This window comes from Leptospira selangorensis, assembly GCF_004769405.1.
GTDB classification, from domain to species: domain Bacteria; phylum Spirochaetota; class Leptospiria; order Leptospirales; family Leptospiraceae; genus Leptospira_B; species Leptospira_B selangorensis.
Genome location: NZ_RQES01000010.1, coordinates 1 through 15511, shown reverse-complemented (window position 1 = coordinate 15511; position 15511 = coordinate 1). Strand labels below are relative to the sequence as shown.

Annotated in this window: 19 protein-coding genes; 16 read left to right on the top strand and 3 right to left on the bottom strand. The window is 40.3% G+C overall.

Translation table 11 applies throughout. From position 1 onward, the window contains the following. Position 1: 1 nt before the first annotated feature. From EHO58_RS05670 to EHO58_RS05645, 6 genes are all read left to right on the top strand, one after another. Positions 2-1360 (top strand): amidohydrolase family protein, encoded by a 1359-nt coding sequence (locus tag EHO58_RS05670; RefSeq protein WP_135628436.1) that lies wholly within the window; start codon positions 2-4, stop codon positions 1358-1360. Further along, positions 1357-2508 carry a S1 RNA-binding domain-containing protein gene (locus EHO58_RS05665; RefSeq protein ID WP_135679187.1) on the top strand — a complete coding sequence of 384 codons (1152 nt, stop codon included), beginning with the start codon at positions 1357-1359 and terminating at the stop codon, positions 2506-2508. The genes EHO58_RS05670 and EHO58_RS05665 overlap by 4 nt, the downstream gene beginning before the upstream one ends. Then, entirely contained in the window at positions 2509-2970 is a 462-nt protein-coding gene (locus EHO58_RS05660) for a tRNA (cytidine(34)-2'-O)-methyltransferase (RefSeq protein WP_135628438.1), read from the top strand. A 73-nt stretch (positions 2971-3043) separates the two neighbouring features. Continuing rightward, positions 3044-3709: an ATP-binding protein gene (locus EHO58_RS05655; RefSeq protein WP_135628439.1), complete on the top strand. Its 666-nt coding sequence runs from the start codon at positions 3044-3046 to the stop codon at positions 3707-3709. Between the two features lie 59 nt (positions 3710-3768). After that, a complete protein-coding gene (gene uvrB, locus EHO58_RS05650) occupies positions 3769-5766 on the top strand; it encodes an excinuclease ABC subunit UvrB (protein WP_135628440.1) in 1998 nt (665 codons plus the stop codon). After that, entirely contained in the window at positions 5763-6371 is a 609-nt protein-coding gene (locus EHO58_RS05645; protein ID WP_135679185.1) for a rhomboid family intramembrane serine protease, read from the top strand. The genes uvrB and EHO58_RS05645 overlap by 4 nt, the downstream gene beginning before the upstream one ends. A gap of 23 nt (positions 6372-6394) precedes the next feature. Here the strand turns inward: EHO58_RS05645 and cutA are convergent, their stop codons facing one another. Then, positions 6395-6727 carry a divalent-cation tolerance protein CutA gene (gene cutA / locus EHO58_RS05640; protein WP_008593982.1) on the bottom strand — a complete coding sequence of 111 codons (333 nt, stop codon included), beginning with the start codon at positions 6725-6727 and terminating at the stop codon, positions 6395-6397. Positions 6728-6796: 69 nt separating this feature from the next. After that, positions 6797-7273: an LIC_10730 family protein gene (locus tag EHO58_RS05635; RefSeq protein WP_135679183.1), complete on the bottom strand. Its 477-nt coding sequence runs from the start codon at positions 7271-7273 to the stop codon at positions 6797-6799. A gap of 215 nt (positions 7274-7488) precedes the next feature. On the opposite strand from EHO58_RS05635, the gene EHO58_RS05630 reads away from it, so the two are divergent. The 6 genes from EHO58_RS05630 to EHO58_RS05605 all read left to right on the top strand — a co-directional run bounded on the left by EHO58_RS05630 (position 7489) and on the right by EHO58_RS05605 (position 12343). Next, positions 7489-8745 (top strand): serine hydrolase domain-containing protein, encoded by a 1257-nt coding sequence (locus EHO58_RS05630; RefSeq protein ID WP_135628443.1) that lies wholly within the window; start codon positions 7489-7491, stop codon positions 8743-8745. After that, positions 8746-9495: a type 1 glutamine amidotransferase domain-containing protein gene (locus EHO58_RS05625; RefSeq protein ID WP_135679180.1), complete on the top strand. Its 750-nt coding sequence runs from the start codon at positions 8746-8748 to the stop codon at positions 9493-9495. Positions 9496-9579: 84 nt separating this feature from the next. Then, entirely contained in the window at positions 9580-10281 is a 702-nt protein-coding gene (locus tag EHO58_RS05620; protein WP_135628445.1) for an HAD-IA family hydrolase, read from the top strand. Positions 10282-10356: 75 nt separating this feature from the next. Beyond that, positions 10357-10902: an NADPH-dependent FMN reductase gene (locus EHO58_RS05615; RefSeq protein WP_135679177.1), complete on the top strand. Its 546-nt coding sequence runs from the start codon at positions 10357-10359 to the stop codon at positions 10900-10902. A 189-nt stretch (positions 10903-11091) separates the two neighbouring features. Continuing rightward, entirely contained in the window at positions 11092-11727 is a 636-nt protein-coding gene (locus tag EHO58_RS05610) for a peroxiredoxin (protein ID WP_100709186.1), read from the top strand. A 211-nt stretch (positions 11728-11938) separates the two neighbouring features. Further along, positions 11939-12343 (top strand): LA_3696 family protein, encoded by a 405-nt coding sequence (locus tag EHO58_RS05605; protein ID WP_244241081.1) that lies wholly within the window; start codon positions 11939-11941, stop codon positions 12341-12343. Positions 12344-12358: 15 nt separating this feature from the next. Here EHO58_RS05605 and EHO58_RS05600 read toward each other — a convergent pair whose 3' ends face one another. Next, positions 12359-13054, bottom strand: a complete 696-nt coding sequence (locus tag EHO58_RS05600) for a DJ-1/PfpI family protein (protein WP_135679175.1) — start codon at positions 13052-13054, stop codon at positions 12359-12361. Positions 13055-13248: 194 nt separating this feature from the next. On the opposite strand from EHO58_RS05600, the gene EHO58_RS05595 reads away from it, so the two are divergent. From EHO58_RS05595 to EHO58_RS19655, 4 genes are all read left to right on the top strand, one after another. Next, positions 13249-13545 carry a helix-turn-helix domain-containing protein gene (locus EHO58_RS05595; protein WP_135628448.1) on the top strand — a complete coding sequence of 99 codons (297 nt, stop codon included), beginning with the start codon at positions 13249-13251 and terminating at the stop codon, positions 13543-13545. Positions 13546-13653: 108 nt separating this feature from the next. Next, positions 13654-14658, top strand: a complete 1005-nt coding sequence (locus tag EHO58_RS05590) for a hypothetical protein (protein WP_135628449.1) — start codon at positions 13654-13656, stop codon at positions 14656-14658. A 158-nt stretch (positions 14659-14816) separates the two neighbouring features. Beyond that, a complete protein-coding gene (locus tag EHO58_RS05585) occupies positions 14817-15260 on the top strand; it encodes an ankyrin repeat domain-containing protein (RefSeq protein WP_425269430.1) in 444 nt (147 codons plus the stop codon). Continuing rightward, the coding region (locus EHO58_RS19655) for a hypothetical protein (RefSeq protein ID WP_135679170.1) at positions 15257-15511 on the top strand (255 nt) is incomplete at its 3' end. The genes EHO58_RS05585 and EHO58_RS19655, both read left to right, overlap by 4 nt.

Here is a 15511-nt window from a genome sequence, read left to right as displayed (position 1 = left end):
TTTGTTTGTCAAGAGACTCATTCTAATAGCTTTAAAAAAGGTCCGTTCTAATTCGGTCCGAATTTTGCCGAAATTCTTCCCCTATGTTTTAGGGTGCCTTCTATTTTCTTGGAACATCTATGCGGATTCCTGGTCTTGGACTGGGGCATATCTCATCCAACCGGAAACCTTGGAATATTCCGGACCCGTCCAGATCCAAGTGAAGGACGGTTTGGTGGAAAAAATCTCTTCTTCTCCCGCATCGAAGGAACCTCTGTTCATTTTACCGGGATTCTGTGATTCTCATGTAACCTTAGGAGCAAATTCTCTAGGAGGTTGGAAAGACCGTTCCGAATTGGAATCCGATCTGAAACAATTTCTGCTACATGGGTTCACTCATATCCAGAGTATTGCGGATCCTCCTTGGGCTTCCGAACTTTCCGAGATCAGAAAAAAGAATTCTCAGTATCCTAAAATTTCCGTTCTTCCTCCTGTTTTGCTTGCAGAGTCCAAAGAAATTTCCGACCCCAAAGTTTCCGGTTATAAAATCCTAAAATCACCTGAAGAAGCGATGTCTTCTGTTTCCGGTAAAAGAGGAAAGGTCCATTTATTCTTAAGGCATAATGAAGGAGAAACTTTCGAAGTGGATGGAAAACTTCTCTATCGAATGAGAAGTGAAGCGGAGAAGAATGGATTAGAATTATCTGTCTCTACTTTCGGAGAAGAATTTGCAAATTGGGAAGCTCTGTCTTCCGAAACGAAGGTGTTATATCATCCTATTCCGGAAACTTCTTCGATTCGTCCTGTCGCTCATAATTTGGTGAAACAGATCTGGGCTCCTCTTTTCGGGATCTATTTTACTAGAAAGGGAATAGGAACTTCTTCCTTTGCAGAAGAATGGGAAAAATGGACCCAATGGAGTCCGACTTTTAAAGAAAGAGCGCTGTCTAAAGAGGTACTCTCAACTTTGCCTGCACTTTCCGAGTCGGAAAGAGAAGAAGCAGAGAAAGAATACGAATCCTATCTTGCTTTCTTGAGGGCCCGCAAGAATCTGACCTTAAGGATCTTACTCGGTTCGGGTGCGGGTCATCAATTACAGTTCCCTGGAATTTCCGGCTGGAAGGAACTTAGAATTTTATCCGAACTTCTGGGACCCAAAGAAGCATTGAGAGCGGCAACTGAAACCACCTGCCAATATTTGGGGGCGGCTCATGAGGGGAAGATCCGCGTAGGAAAACCGGCTCATCTTTTGGTTTTTAGAGAAGACCCTCTCCAAAATTGGGATAAACTAAAAACATTAAGAACGGTTGTTACGGAGAGAGTGAAAACAGAGATCTCATCTCCGCCGGAAAAAAAGAAAACTAAGGGGCAGAAACGATGAAAGAAGATCAAAAAGAACTGTTTCAAAAATTGCTGGACGAAAGTTTCAGGAAAAAAGCGGCTTTAGAGCCCGGAGCAAAAGTTTCTGCGTTAGTCACTAGTTCTAAATCGGATTACGTTTTTATAAAGGTCCAAGGAGCAGGTATCTCCGGGATTATCGCCGCAGACGAATTTACGGAAGCTCTCCCGAAACAGGGAGAAACTATCGAGGCGTATTTTTTACAGGAATCTTCCGGAGACCAATATTTCACCACTTGTTTAAACGGAGATACAATCTCCAAAGATATGGTATCGGTAGCTCATACTGCCGAGATCCCTGTCTTAGGCCATATCGTAGGGGAGAATGAAGCCGGCGTAGAAGTCAAGTTAGGCGAACAAACCGGCTTCTGCCCATTTTCCCAATTAGATCCTGAACTGAAAAAGCAGAATAACGGAGTAGGCAAAAGGGTTCGTTTCCTCATTTCAGAAGTAGGAAATAAGGGAAAGATCATCGTTTCCCAAAAGAAAATCGCAGATAAGGAAAGAGAGGCTAAAATTTCGGTCCTGAAAGGAGAATTGAAGCCCGGAATGTTCGTTACCTGCAAAGTCAAATCCGTCCATACTTTCGGATTAATTGTAGAAGCAGATGGACTTACCGCACTTGTTCCAGCATCCGAGGCCACTTTCAAAAAAGGAGCGGATCTTTCTAAAGATTTTCATCCTGGCCAAGTTCTGAGAGCAAAAGTTTTAAAATTAGATTGGGAAGAAGGAAAACATAGTTTTACTGTTAAGGATTTTCTAAAAGATCCTTGGGCCCAAAATGTTCCATTTAAAGAAGGTGATTTGGTCACCGGAACGGTAGAAAGTGTGAAACCTTTCGGAGTATTCGTAAAATTGAATGAACATTTTTCCGGACTGGTTCCCAATAGAGAGACTGGATTACAAAATCGTATCCCTGCTGCTCAACATTTCAAGATAGGCGATTCAGTTTCCGCATTTGTAACAGAAGTGAATCCCACAAAAAGACAGATCTCTCTTTCTCTTATAAAAGCGAAAGAAGTTCAGGAAAGACTGGATTATAGCGGATATCTTTCCGAGGAAACTTCTTCTACCGGATCTTTCGGAGCGATTCTTGCAAAATCCTTAAACAAAGGACAGAAAAAGGGATAAATGGCTCTTCGGATAGCGCTGTATAGACCGGAGATACCGCCCAATACGGGAAATATCGCCCGACTATGCGTCGCCTTAGGAGCGGAGTTGCATATCGTAGGAGAACCTGCCTTCGAGTTGTCTGAAAAAGCGGCAAGAAGAGCAGGGTTAGATTATTGGGATAAACTAAAATTGACCCTCCATCCAAGTTGGGTGGATTTCTCAAAATCTTTGGACGCCGATTCCAAATTATATTTAATATCTACTAAGGGTGAAGTTTCTTATACAACTCCTCAATATGGGGAGAATGACGTATTTTTATTCGGAAATGAAACATCAGGATTGCCTCAGGAAATTTTTCAATCCGAGATCCCTAACGGAATCCTAAGAATTCCGATGGAAGAAGATTGTAGATGTTTAAATTTGAGTAACGCAGTCGCGGTAATCGCATACGAGGCATTACGCCAAATCCGTCGTTGGTGAATCGGAAACTGTCTTCCGAAAAAAATCGGATTTACACCCCTCGAAAAAACCAGTCCTATGGAAAAATATGGGAATGTCCTTTTCCCTAGGAGAGATAGAAACCCGCATTCGGGAACTCCTAGCAAACGGTTTAACAGGTAATTCCCAGGATTTCCATGCGTGGATCCGTATGGACACTCTCCGAAAATTCAGAGAAGAACCTTCCTTCTCACCTGACTGGGTTCCAAAAGTTCTAGACGAACTTGTTACCTCCGGAGAAGCAGCAAAAAGTAAATTAGATCCTAGAGAATATACTCTCTCCGCTGAATCTTCTCTCCGTAAAAAAACTTCTAAGAATGAAGAGTATCTTCTTCTTGGCCGCACAGAATTCCAACCAATGCAATATGTTCGAAGCAGAATGGAATCTTTCTTAAGAGCCAACGGAATAGACGAGGACATGATTGTGGACCTGACTATCGGTTCCATCGAGGCAGTGGAAAATGCCGTCAAATACGGTGACGGTGGAAATGTAGAAGTCGCCTATACAATCGAAAAAAGTGGAATTTTTAAGATCCGACTGGTGAACAACCTAAGAGAATTGAATATCGAAGAAGATATAGAAAGGGGAAAATTTTCTTCCACAGCCACTCTCATGAGAGGGATGATGGTAATGCAAAAATTATTCGATAAAATGGATCTGGAAATCTTAGAGGATAAGAGACAGGCCTTATTTATGGCCGAAAAAATCCTTCCGAAGTAAATTCCGCAGTTTTTTAAGTTTTACACTTCTTCGATTTTCGGGTCTTTCTTTCTAAGAGTATGTCTTCGATATTTAAAATTCATTCTAACTACAAAGCAGCCGGGGATCAAGTCCAAGCTATAGAAAAAATAGGCCAGGCATTCAATAAGGGAGAAGATAAGGTCACCTTAGTGGGTGTGACCGGTTCCGGAAAAACATTCACCATGGCACAGGTGATTGCAAATATGGGACTTCCTACCTTGGTCCTGTCACATAACAAAACTTTGGCGGCTCAATTATTCCGAGAGTTTAAGGAGTTTTTCCCTGAGAATGCGGTAGAATATTTCGTTTCCTATTACGATTACTACCAACCGGAGGCTTACGTACCTTCTTCGGATACTTTTATCGAAAAAGATATGTCAATGAACGAGGAGATAGACAAGCTCAGGCTTCGAGCTACTTCTTCTTTGTTGGAAAGAGACGATGTGGTGATCGTAAGTTCCGTCTCTTGTATTTACGGTTTAGGGTCTCCGGAAGAATATGTGAACTCGGTCGTCGCATTACAAAAAGGAGATATTATAGATAGAGATCAGGTCATTCGTAAACTTCTTCATATACAATACAATCGTAACGATACCGATTTCTCCCGCGGGAATTTCAGAGTTAGGGGAGATTCTATCGAAGTTTATCCTGCATATCACACTGATGCTTTTCGGATCGAATTTTTTGGAGACGAAGTGGATTCGATTTCAAGAATTCATCCGGTTACTGCTCAGGTAATCGCTAAACAGGAAAAATGTTTTATCTATCCCGCAAAACACTTCATCATGTCTCCTCCTTTGATAAAGGACGCAGTCAAAAGAATTAAAGATGAGATGGCGGAACAAGAGATCAAGTTCACCAAAGAGAGTAAATTTTTAGAAGCACAACGTATCGTATCCAGAACAAATTACGATATGGAAATGCTCCAAGAAATGGGATATTGTAACGGGATTGAAAATTATTCCCGTCATCTCACCGGAAGAAAAGAAGGAGAAAGACCTGCTTGCCTTCTAGATTATTTCCGCGGAGATTTTTTACTTATAGTGGATGAGTCTCACGTAACAATTCCTCAGGTGGGTGGAATGTTCGCAGGAGATAAAGCACGTAAACAAACTCTGGTGGATTTTGGATTCAGATTACCTTCCGCCTTAGATAACAGACCTTTAAACTTTACGGAATTCGAATCTTTAACTCCTAAAACTCTTTATGTATCTGCAACACCTGCGGAATACGAATTGGAGAAGAGTAAAACAAGAGTAGAACAGATCATTCGTCCTACAGGACTTTTAGATCCGAATGTAGAAGTTCGACCTACCAAAAACCAAGTCGAAGACCTCCTTGTTGAGATCCGAAAAAGAATAGATCTGGGTGAAAGGGTCTTAGTTACCACTTTGACCAAAAAGATGTCGGAAGACCTCTCCGATTATTATAAAGAGCTAGGACTGAAAGTTTCTTATCTACATTCCGAGATAGAAACCTTAGAAAGGATAGAGATTATCCGGGATTTGAGAAAGGGAATTTATGATGTTCTAATAGGGATTAATCTTTTGAGAGAAGGTTTAGATATCCCTGAGGTCTCTCTTGTTGCCATTTTGGATGCAGATAAAGAAGGTTTTTTAAGAAATTATAAATCTTTAATACAAACGATCGGTAGGGCCGCGAGAAATATCAACGGAACTGCAGTATTGTACGCCGACAAGATGACTGATTCTATGACGAGAGCCATAGAAGAGACCAAAAGAAGACGAACGATCCAGGAAGAACATAACCTGAAATATAGGATCTCTCCTCAAACGATCAAAAAGGAAATTGCCGATATGATCGAAAGAACAGAAAAAGAACTGGCTCCTGAAGAATATGCGGCGGAAGAGATCAATAAAAAGTTCAGAGAGAAAAACTTCTCTTCTAAAGAAGAAATGAAAGAGAAAATCAGAGAAGAAATGTTAAAAGCAGCCAAAGAATTGGATTTCGAGAGGGCGGCACTTCTCCGAGATAAAATGCTTACGATCAAAGCGACTCCTACAGAGGAAAAATGAGATTAGACATTACACTTATCACTATAATTGCCACGGGAGCCATAACCCTTTATACATTGTATGTGGATCAGAATCTTTTAGACAAACTGATCCTGAGACCTTTTCGAGATTCTAAAGAAGGGAACTATTATACATTGGCTACCAGTGGGTTTGTTCACGCGGATTTTACTCATTTATTGTTTAATATGCTGACCCTTTATTTTTTCGGAAGGCATGTGGATATGGTGCTCGGGCCTTTGGGGTTTATGGGATTGTACTTAGCAAGTATCCTGATCGCAAATCTGGTCTCTTTTCAGAAAAATAAAGCGGATGAGAATTATGCAAGTTTAGGTGCCTCGGGCGGGACTTCGGGGATCGTATTTGCTTCTATCTTATTCTATCCTTATTCTAAAATTTTCTTTTTCTTTATTCCGATCCCTATACCTGGGCCTATATATGCGATCTTGTATTTGGCGTATTCTTATTACGCTTCTAAAAACAGACAGGATGGGATCAATCACGATGCTCACTTTTATGGTGCGCTCACTGGACTAGCGGTTGCAATCTTAGTACAACCGCTTTCATTGATTGCCTTTGTCCAATATGTGCTGAGTGCGTTTATATGAATTTTTTCTAAAATGCGAAAGGGTCAGCCTCCTTTCGCGATTTTGTCCTTTATAAAAGCCTTAAACTTATCTGAACCGAAACTAACATCCATTTTGATGATCTCAGGGGCGAGATAAGGATGTTTTTTCATAATATATTCTTCGATCGCTGCATACTTATCTGCTTTTGCTTTTAGAAGAATTTTGTTTTCGGAATCGATTGTGAGCTTTCCTTCCCATTGGTACAAAAGAGCTACTTCAGGGAAGATGGTGCCGCTCACAATGATCCCAAGCTGAAGCATTTCTGCGATGTATTCTTCCGCTAGGTCACGATCTGCCAGAGTAGTGAAGACTAAAATTTCTTGAGATGAAGACATGGTTCCTCCGAGAAAAAGGAGGATAAGAAGTATTCATTCTTTGTCCAGTCTTTCTTTGGAAAGATCGGATCAGTATCTGGGAGCGTTGGGATCCGAATAATTTCCTTTTCCGGAATTAGGCATAGAGCCTCTGGAGCTAGAAGGAGTATAATCATCACAAAGATTGCCGCATCTTGCTATACAATCTTCTCTCTTACGATCCACAGTGACTGCAGTAAAAACAGTTTCTACCTTCGGGATAGGATATTGGGTCCAGCATTGGCTTTTACAGTTTCCATATTTGGCGGCACAATTCCGAGCAGTGTTCTGATCGGACCCTGCCGAGATCATCATATCGAAAAGTTCCTGCTCTTCTCTAGTTTTGAATTCGCCCTTTTTGCCTCTTTTGGATAATTCTTGTTTGCTCAGGTTGGCATTTTCCGCTTCCGGAAAATCTTCTACAGAAGCTTTTCCTTTAATCTTTCCTGATTCGTCGGAACTCCAATCTACTGCGAAAAAGCAGTTTAGAATAAAGAAGAACAGTAATATTCCGAATTTAATTTTCATCAGAACTCTAAAAACTAGACCTTTGGGATTAGGATTAACCAAATATTTTCGTCGGTTAACAAATAAATACATAATTTTTGCGCTCTTTTATACTGAAATCGGCTGGAAAAAAATTTCCAAACAAGGTCTCAATAGTATTGAATGTAGGATAACCTACAATAGAGTCTGTCTAAGTAGTACTTAAGACCTAAGAAATCGATTGGAGGGTCTTTTTAGTGAGTAGTTTTTTTACAAGTACATCAGTAAAACGTTTCTTTCTTCTCTCCTTACTTATTCTTTTTATTTCTAATTGTAGCGCCCTGGATTGGGGCTGGGTAAGACTTCCTTCCGGACTTGCCTGGGATCAAAACGAAACCTTAGATAGGAACCCAGTCGAAGGTTTCCGAGTAGAGTTCCCGGAAGAATTGGGCCTGGATTCCAGACCTTTGGTGGAATTTTCCAAAAAGCTGAGAAAGGAAAAAACGGAAGTCCGCTCTCTTCTTATCTTGAAAGAAGGGAACCTGGTATTTGAAAGATATGCCGGAGGGATCTCGCGAAATCATAATCATAATATGTATTCTGTGACCAAATCAGTGGTCTCCATGTTATTAGGGATTTGTTATACGAATGATTGTGGGGTGGATTTAGAGGACAGTCTTTCCACTGCCGAGTCCAGTTTACCTGGCCTTCTTCCTTCCGAATTAAGAGGAAAAGAATCGATCAGGCTCAAAGATGCATTACGTATGAGTTCCGGAATGGGATGGGATTCATTTCCTAAAAAAGAAGATATTAGAACTGACGCAGACCCGCTTGCGATAGCCTGGATCCCCGCGGTATCTTCCGCACCCGGAACTAAATTCGAATATTCTAATGGAGATACCCAATTAGTCGCGGGTTATTTGGAAGCTAAGACGGGCAAAACATTATATGAATATTCTAAGAACACTGCATTCTCCTGGTTAGGTTTTAAGGGAGAAGAATGGAATACATCCAAATCCGGCAGACAGACCGCAGGTTTTGGACTTCGCCTAAGGCCTATCGATATGGCAAAGTTAGGACAACTTTATCTGGACGGAGGGAAATGGTATGGTCGTCAGGTATTAAAACCTGAATGGATCGCCATGACCTTAGAACCTGGAGTGGAAAAAAGATACGGACTACAATTCTGGCTTCATGAATTCGAAGGAAAGCCTAGTTTCATGGCGAATGGAAAAGGTGGTCAGTTCATTTATGTGATCCCTCATCGTAAGATCGTTTTAGTGATGACCAGTGCGATCTGGGACAAGGCGCCTGACTTAGTCTTAACTTCTGCCTTAGATGCGATCAAGGCCTCTTTGGTATCTACGGATAAAATCCCTTCTCCAGATAGGGAAGAAGCTCTTCTAAGAGAATTAAAAATATCTGCCAGAACTTCTTTAGACCCTAAGCTTAAAGAAGGAGCAGATGAAACAAGGATTGCAGCGGAACCAGGGATGAAACAAAATCATCCTTAAATGAAGACTGTTCTAATCCCAATCCCTCAAATCGATTTCGATCCTACAGAAGTATCCGTTCCTTGGAAGGTCCTAAAAGAAAACGGATATAAGATCATATTTGCAACCCCAAGTGGAACCTCCGGCGAAGCCGATTTCAGAATGGTAACCGGAAAAGGTTTAGGGATTCTTTCTCCCGTTCTAAGAGCAAAGAATGATGATGTACTTCTTTATAGAGAATTAGAAAAATCGAATGAATTCCTGAATCCTAAAAAATACGAGTCTGTCAAATCAGACCATTTTGATGTTCTACTTCTACCCGGAGGACATGCAAAAGGAATGAGAGTCTATCTGGAATCCGAATCTTTGCAGATATTAGTGGGCAATACATTCGCAGAAGGAAAACCGGTGGCTGCAATTTGCCATGGTGTGCTTCTCGCCGCAAGATCCAAAAACCCTAAAACAAAAAAGTCCAGCTTATATGGACTAAAAACCACAGGACTTTTGAAATCCCAGGAACTTCTGGCCTGGAATTTAACTCGAGCTTGGCTTGGGGATTATTATAGAACTTATCCTACACCATTGCAGGATGAGGTTGTTTCCTTTCTGGAATCCAGCACGGATTTCCAAGAAGGGCCAATGCCTATTGCAAGAGACAGTTTCGCAAATATTAAACCGGGGTTCAGTGTTTTAGATAAGTCTTATCTTTCCGCAAGATGGCCTGGAGATGCACATAAGTTTGCACGAGAGCTTCCTGAATTCTTCGGATAATTCTGGTTTTTGATTTTCCTTTAATATAGCCTAAGCATATTGACTATAGAGAGTTCTAATTCTAAGCTCTCTACTGATAACCAAATGAGTTCCAAAGAGCATTACATTTTTCTGGATGTGGGAGATACTCTCCTAACGATGAAAAAGCCTGCAGGAGAAGTGTATTTCGAAGTTCTGAAAGAATTCGGATTGGATGGCTCCAAACATCCAAACGGTTATATGGAAAGGGCCTTTCGTAAGGCATATGCCCACATGACGCGTCATCCACTCCCGGATTTCAAAGATAAGTTCCATGCTCATGCGGATGGAAGCGAAGGCTGGTGGAGAGAATTATTAGGCTTCTTCTTAAAAGAAATAGGATCCGATTTGGAACCAGATCCTATTTTCCAATCTATATTCAAACGTTTTGATGAACCTTCGGTCTGGGAAATAGATCCGGGTTTTTATGAGTTAGTAGAATTTGCGAAGCAAAGAGGTTCCGGCCTTGGGATCATCTCCAATTGGGATCATAGACTCAAACAATTATTGGCGAGTGTAGGAGTTCTGGATTATTTTTATCCGGTAATAGTTTCTGCAGAATTCGGATACGAAAAACCTTCTCCTTTGATATTCCAAGAAGCGGAGAAGTTAGCGGGACTCTCTCCAGACAAACTGGTTTATTGTGGTGATAAGGTGGAGTTGGATATTGTGCCAACAAGATCCAGAGGATGGACTGCATTTCATAAACATGCGGAAGGAGATATCCGAGACCTAGGAGAACTTACCTCCATATTAAAAAAAAGGTAGTTTATTCCCTTTCCAATTCTTTTCTTCCTCCAAACAAGTCTAACCGAATACAAAAAGAATCGAGTTAGAATAAAAATGAAAGTACTCGCCGTCTCCGGAAGTTTAAGAAAAGGTTCTTCCAACACAGCCTTATTACTCGCAGCAAAAAGGATCGCAAATGATTCTTTGCAAATCACACTCGCAGATCCTATAGATCGGATCCCTCACTTTAATCCCGACTTAGATACGGATTCTCCTCCTAAAGAAGTACAAGAATGGAGAAGAGAACTCAAAGAAGCTGATGCAATTCTTTTTTCCAGTCCTGAATATGCATTTGCGATCCCAGGTGTTTTGAAGAATGCATTGGATTGGATCGTATCAAGTGCGGAACTTTATGGAAAGCCGGTTGGGCTCATCAACGCATCTCCGGGTTATGGAGGAGCCTCCAAAGCACAGGAAGCTTTTTTACATTTATTGAATGTACTCACAGTGAAAATAAACGATGATTGTGTCTTAAGTATTCCTTCCGTGAATAAGAAAGTGGATCCGGAAGGAAATATCATGGATGAGCAAACTGAAAAAGAGCTCAAGAGCTGCTTAGAAAGCCTGGAACGTTTGATCCAAGATTCTAAACTTTCCTGATTTTCCAGGATCGGTACAGTGTAAATGGCCCTAAAAGGATATAAAAACGTTAGAAAAGGGAAGAAAATCCCTCAAAAATCTGCTTTATTGTTATAAATCTTATATTTTAAATAAATATTCTGTTATAGTGAATAAAATTCTTGCAATATCCGGATAAGTTGGGCATAACTGAAATCAGGAGTATCGATTATGGCACTTAGATTAGGTGATGTGGCCCCGGATTTCCAGGCAGAAACTTCCGATGGACCGATAGAATTTCATAAATATTTGGGAGAAGGTTGGGGAATTTTATTCTCTCACCCGAAAGATTATACTCCCGTTTGCACCACAGAACTTGGTTACGTTGCGAAAATTAAACCTGAATTCGAAAAGAGAAATGTTAAGGTTCTCGCGTTATCCGTGGATCCGGTAGACTCACATAAAGGTTGGATCGGAGATATCAACGAGACACAAAATACCACTGTAAACTATCCTATCATTGCGGATGCGGACAAAAAAGTTTCCGGTCTTTATGATATGATCCATCCGAATGCGAGTGAGACCACGACTGTTCGTTCTGTATTCGTAATCGGTCCGGATAAAAAAGTGAAACTAACTTTGACTTATCCTGCATCGACTGGAAGGAACTTCGATGAACTTTTGAGAGTGATTGATTCTCTACAATTGACAGCGAATTACAGTGTTGCTACACCTGCAAACTGGAAACATGGAGAGGACGTGATCATTGTTCCTTCCGTTTCTGATGAAGATGCTGAGAAAAAATTTCCGAAAGGTTTTAAGAAAATTAAACCTTATCTGAGATATACTCCTCAACCGAATAAGTAAGTAAGAAACATATTCCAGTTTCAGAAAGGAGTCTTCGGACTCCTTTTTTATTATATTCTATTTTTATAAAGTTTTTCTGGAATATTGATTCCGGAAAAAATTTTTTCTAATAAAAAGTACACGCGGAAATCATTATTCCGAACCCGAGCCCAATAACGGGGAAATTCGAATTGCAAGCTTCTCCGTAAGGAGCATAATTATGGCAATGCCTATGTTTCGCAGAATACCGCGAAAATTGGAAGAAGTATTGGGTGACGAAGGGACGGATGAATTTATTGATTTTATCAACGATTCTTTCTCGGCCAATAAGGAGAATGTGGTGGAACTCGTTTCAGATAGATTTGAGAAAAGACTTTCGGAAGAATTGAATGCACTCCGTACGGAGGTAAAAGAAGATATTGCCGAACTCCGACTGGAGTTAAAAGCAGATATCGCGGGATTGCGAATAGAAATGACAGAGTTCAAAATGGAAGTTAAAGAGGAAATCTCCGCACTAAGAGTCGAAATGAAAACCGAATTCGCAGAAATCTACAAACTTATTTCTGCACAGACAAGATGGATGTTGGGTGCTATCGTAGCTTTGACCGGGATTTTTTCGATCATAGTTAAACTGTAAATTCACGAAAGAGTTTTAAGATTTGGAAAGTCTTGCAATGGATCTAGCTGCGATTTCTTTTCTAAGATCTTGTGACTTTTTCTTAGAAGCTATAGTTTCTAAAACCAGATCGGGTTTCGCTGTTTTGGGATGCCCGCTTAAAAAAGGAGGTTCTGGATTGTATTCGATCATAAGTTGGATTTCTTCTGCCGCTTTTTGTCCTTGGATCTCCGCTACAACTTGGAGTGCAAAATCGATCCCAGCGGTGACTCCTCCTCCGGTAATTCGATCTCTATCGATTATTACTCTATCTTCTTTCACATCGATTTCCGGAAAAAGTTTTAGAACGTCCAAGGAGAGCCAATGCGTGGTCGCTTTGTATCCGTTTAATAAACCGGCGGCCGCCAAAACTAAAGAACCAGTGCAGACAGAACTAACGTATTTGGAGGTTTTAGATTTTTCTTTCAACCAGTTCAGGACCTTTTCATTTTCCATGAGCCGATTTATGCCGAGTCCACCCGGAACTAAGACCAAATCCAAATCTATATTTTCATCCAGAGTTTTGTCGGGAAGAATAGGAAGTCCTCTTTCGGAAGTAATTGGTTCTTTGGTTTCTGCAATTACGTAAACTTTGGAATTTTTCATTCTGGAAAATACTTCGTAAGGACCTACAAAATCCAATGGAGTTAGATCCGGAAAAATAAGTAATCCGATATTGAACGTTTCTTGCATAGATATATTGGATATGACTAGGAGAAGTCTTCAAGTCGAATTCGAAGGAAAATTTTAGAGGAGTTGGGACGAGATCTTCTTTCTAAAATTCAAATAGGAGAGAAGGTCCAGTGTTGATAAAAATCAATTAGACAATCCTCGTTTGAATATCCTAATTTGGTATATTCTGAATTGGGAAGTAGAATTAGCTTCGCTTGGCTAAAACAATCTACACCGAAGAATACAAAATTTTCCAAAAGTTGCTTAAGAAAGCACGGGAAGAGGCAGGCCTAACTCAAGTGGATGTTGCCGAGGCACTTAAAACACCTCAATCTTTCATTTCTAAAATCGAGGCGGGAGACAGAAGGATAGACGTTATCGAGTTCTGGAACCTGGCAAAACTATATAAAAAGCCAGTGGAATTTTTCTTCAAGTTCGATGACAAAGCAGAACTTAAATCCAAGAAAAAGGCTCTCAAAGCCGCAAGTTCTACTAAAAGAAAGTCCAAATAAAATTTCTTTTCGACCTGTTTGACTTCCAACCAAATATCTTTCTTGGAAAAGAATAGCCAAGAACCACGGTTCTTCTAAAAAATACCGTGCCTTTAGGCAAAAAGCTAAATGAAACAGAATCGAATTGAACGTTCTTGGATTTACTTTGTAGTCCTGATCTTAACTGCATTTCTTTCCTTTTGGATGGGAAGACTTGGTTTAGAAAATATGGAAATACCTTTTTCGGATATTGGCTCTAAAACCGAAGGTGTTGCCGATTCTCATTATTTCGCCAGACCTAGACTAATTCTCAAAAATGTTCGATTTTATTGGCAGAAGGATATTTTCGTGGAGGCGAATCGTCTTTCCTTGGAAGCAATTCCTAAAAGCGGAGAAATTCTTCCTTTCGATCGACCTGAACTTTTTACTCTCAAAATCCTAAACGGAAATATTCGGATCTCTTTTGAAAGTTTGGAAAAACTGATAAATGGAAAATTATTCTCTTTTCCCGAATCAACTCTTCGTAAAATTAAACTTCGCCCAATTTTTCATAATGGCAGTTGGAAACTTAAAATTTCAGGAGAGGTCAAATTTGTAGTCTGGGTTTCCTTTGAAGGAATTGCAACTGTCAAGATCGATCCCGAGTCCGGTAGAATCCTGGTAGAGAATGAAACCGTTCGAGCATTATTAAATCCTTATACAAAAGAACTTTTAAATACTGTAGGTGTTTCCATCGAGGACTTAGTCCGTTTTCCCAAGGGGAGGGGGTTGATCTTTTCCGGAAACAAGGTGTTTTTTGAACCTTTTTCCGTTTTCCCTGATCCTGAAGTAGAAGGTAGGATTAAAGATCTTAAATTGGATGAAAATGCCCTAGGCATCGAATTCATTTCGGAACAAGAGGTTCCCTCTCCCAAAACAAATTCTAAAAATTATATTTATGTTACCGGCGGAAAATTACTTTTCGGAGGGATTCAAGTTCACCAAGGCAGGGTCTTACTCCAAGACAGGGAAGAATCCTCTCTGTTCGAGTTCTGCTTTTCAGAATATAAAAAGGCATTGTCTCTCTCCAATGTAAAAATGGAGGAAGACGGACGTATCCTTATCTTTATGCCAGATTCTCCTCCTCTTGATTGATTCATTAATAAATAAAATATTTCCAATTTTATAAAAATTTCAAAATTCAGGAACGTTCTTCTTCGAACTCGGTCCTCTTGTTGAAGAGGATGTTTATGAATCTTTTCACTTCCAAACTTACATTCATTCCTTTTTACGTTAGGAGTGGTTTGCTCCTTATGGCGATTTTTTTAACGAGTTGTATTTCTCCTCAGTATGCAGGTGGAGGAGGAAGTCCTTATCCTTCCGATTTTGTTTATAAAGGGGATCTATTCGGTTTACAGAATTGTTTGAGGGCCGGTTATTCCGTGGACACAAGAGATCCATTCACTAGAAATTTTACTCCCTTGATGATAGCAGCCAGAGAGGGAGAAGTAGAGATCGCAGAATTTTTAGTCAGAAGCGGCGCAGATATCAATGCTAAAACCAGGGATGGACATACTGCTCTCATGATGGCAGTTTATAATCGGAACTTGGATATAGTAAAACTTCTTCTGAAGAATGGCGCGAATGTGAATATTAAAAGTAAACAAGGTCATACTGCATTTTCAGAAGCAAGTTTAGAAGAATCCATCCAGATCAAAGAACTACTTCTTCCTTATGAAATCGGTCCAAAAAAATGAAATCTGCATTTCAGATCGTGTTGGTTCTTCTCTTTTTGGAATCTTGTATGAATGACGATCGTTGTACGAGAGATTGTGATAAAAACTTTTCCATCTGTCTATTGCTCGCAACCAATGAGAATTCTCTTGGGATTGGATTTGTTTGTAAAGTTGTCTGCGATAATTGTAAATCTGGCTGCTATACCCTAACGTCTTCTTCCGGAGGGAGAAACTCTAGTACTTCCAGAGGAGGTTCTGGTGGAGGAGGGGGC